At 56.2% G+C, this 1514-nt stretch carries 2 protein-coding genes; both read right to left on the reverse strand.

The window, feature by feature from the left end:
* Nucleotides 1–120: 120 nt before the first annotated feature.
* Nucleotides 121–663 (reverse strand): DinB family protein, encoded by a 543-nt coding sequence (locus MPRO_RS03540; RefSeq protein ID WP_067287069.1) that lies wholly within the window; start codon nt 661–663, stop codon nt 121–123.
* Between the two features lie 92 nt (nt 664–755).
* Complete coding sequence (locus MPRO_RS03545; protein ID WP_067287071.1) at nt 756–1343, reverse strand: DUF2726 domain-containing protein; 588 nt, start codon at nt 1341–1343, stop codon at nt 756–758.
* Between the last annotated feature and the right edge of the window lie 171 nt (nt 1344–1514).

Raw genomic sequence — 1514 nt, forward strand, 5'->3', positions numbered from 1 at the left:
ACTGCACTGTTACCTATGTGGTTGAACTGTGCTCGCCGACTCTTTCTGTCTTTCACTCAACGCAGCCCGACACTCACACCTGCCACCGTCCAGACCCCATCGCAAAGTCATAGCCCAAAGTCACACCCTCTCTTCATCCGGAATCAACGCCAGCAGATCCGTAACTCCTATATCCTCCCCTGCCTGGTGCAGCAAGGTCGAGACCTGGCCCCGGTGGTGGGTCTGATGATTGAAAAAGTGAAGGATCAGGCTGGCGTAGCGCTTGTTGGCAGCAATGCCCTTGGTGTTGCGGTAGTGGAGCACGTGCTCCAGATCACTTTCGGTAAGCGCAGCTATCCATTGGGTGATCTGCTCATCCAGCCAGACACGGTGCTTTGTCAAAGCGTGCAAATCTTTGAACTGGAGCTGATCCAGGGACAGAGGCGGCGGTAAATCGGCGACCTGGCGCAGTGAAAGACCGCATGCGGGGTGTGTCGCAAACCGCTGCAGCCAGATAGTATCCCCGACAACGATGTGATTCAGGGTTCCGAGTACAGAGCCGAAAAAGGCGCCGCTCTCTTTGGCAAGATCCCGCGAATCGAGCCGCCCAGCAGCCTCGTAGACCTTCAGGTTCATCCAGGCATTGTAGGAAGCTAGTAATTCAAGGTGTTGCTTGAGCTCCATAAGAATCCCTTTTCATGCTTTGGCAGGTGATTGAAAATCCATTTCAGAAACAGCCCCTTCACGACACGAGCACCACACCCCGAAAGCCTCTCTCACATCCCCGCCGCCCAGCCAGTATCATCCCGCACTGCCCGCAGTGGTGCGCCCTGCCCCGTCGCTTCGGTATCAACCGTCTTTTCAAGATCTCGCAGCGGCTTCAGATAGTCTTCGACTTCTGCCAGCTTATAGCCTTTCTGTGCCGGCACGCGAATCAGCGGTAGCTGGACCTGCTGACAGATCTGCTGCAGCATCTCGTCGCGCTGTTGGCGTTTGGCTTTCTGATGACTGCTGTCATCCAGCTCGAGCACCACAACAGGTACCAGGTCGCTGCTGTTGCAGATAACGAAATCGAAATGCTTGGCGCTGATGCGGTTGAAGGCTTTTTGCCAGATGCGGCGATCTTTGCCTGGCAGCGGCTCAATAAGATCAGCCACACGCACCTTGCCATAAACGCGGTAGCGGGCATCCAGTACCTGATCCAGCACACCGGCAAAAGAACGCTCGGCGGGAGTAAAGAGCGCCGGCCGGCGACGATAACGCAACAGGTCAGCGGGCGCCGTAGCGGTACGATTGCGGGCAAGAAATTTCAGGAAAAACACGGCCACCAGAACCAGCAGCCCAACAAGAACAAGACTATCCATAGCTCAATCCCTGAGTATCAATGACAAGCCTGTCAGCCATTTGGCTGACACGGCAGCTACCCAGTTTGCTCCGAATCCCTGCGCCACACAAGCCGCCCAGACCCGGCAAATCCCGGTGCCCATTTCATGCGCCGCGGTCTCAACTCCACAACCTGCCGGACAACAGAGCAT

This window comes from Marinobacterium profundum, from assembly GCF_001528745.1.
Lineage (GTDB): Bacteria > Pseudomonadota > Gammaproteobacteria > Pseudomonadales > Balneatricaceae > Marinobacterium_A > Marinobacterium_A profundum.

Bases quoted from the DNA above. Each gene is read 5' to 3' on its own strand.
- MPRO_RS03540 (WP_067287069.1), bottom strand. From the start codon at position 663: ATGGAGCTCAAGCAACACCTTGAATTACTAGCTTCCTACAATGCCTGG.
- MPRO_RS03545 (WP_067287071.1), bottom strand. From the start codon at position 1,343: ATGGATAGTCTTGTTCTTGTTGGGCTGCTGGTTCTGGTGGCCGTGTTT.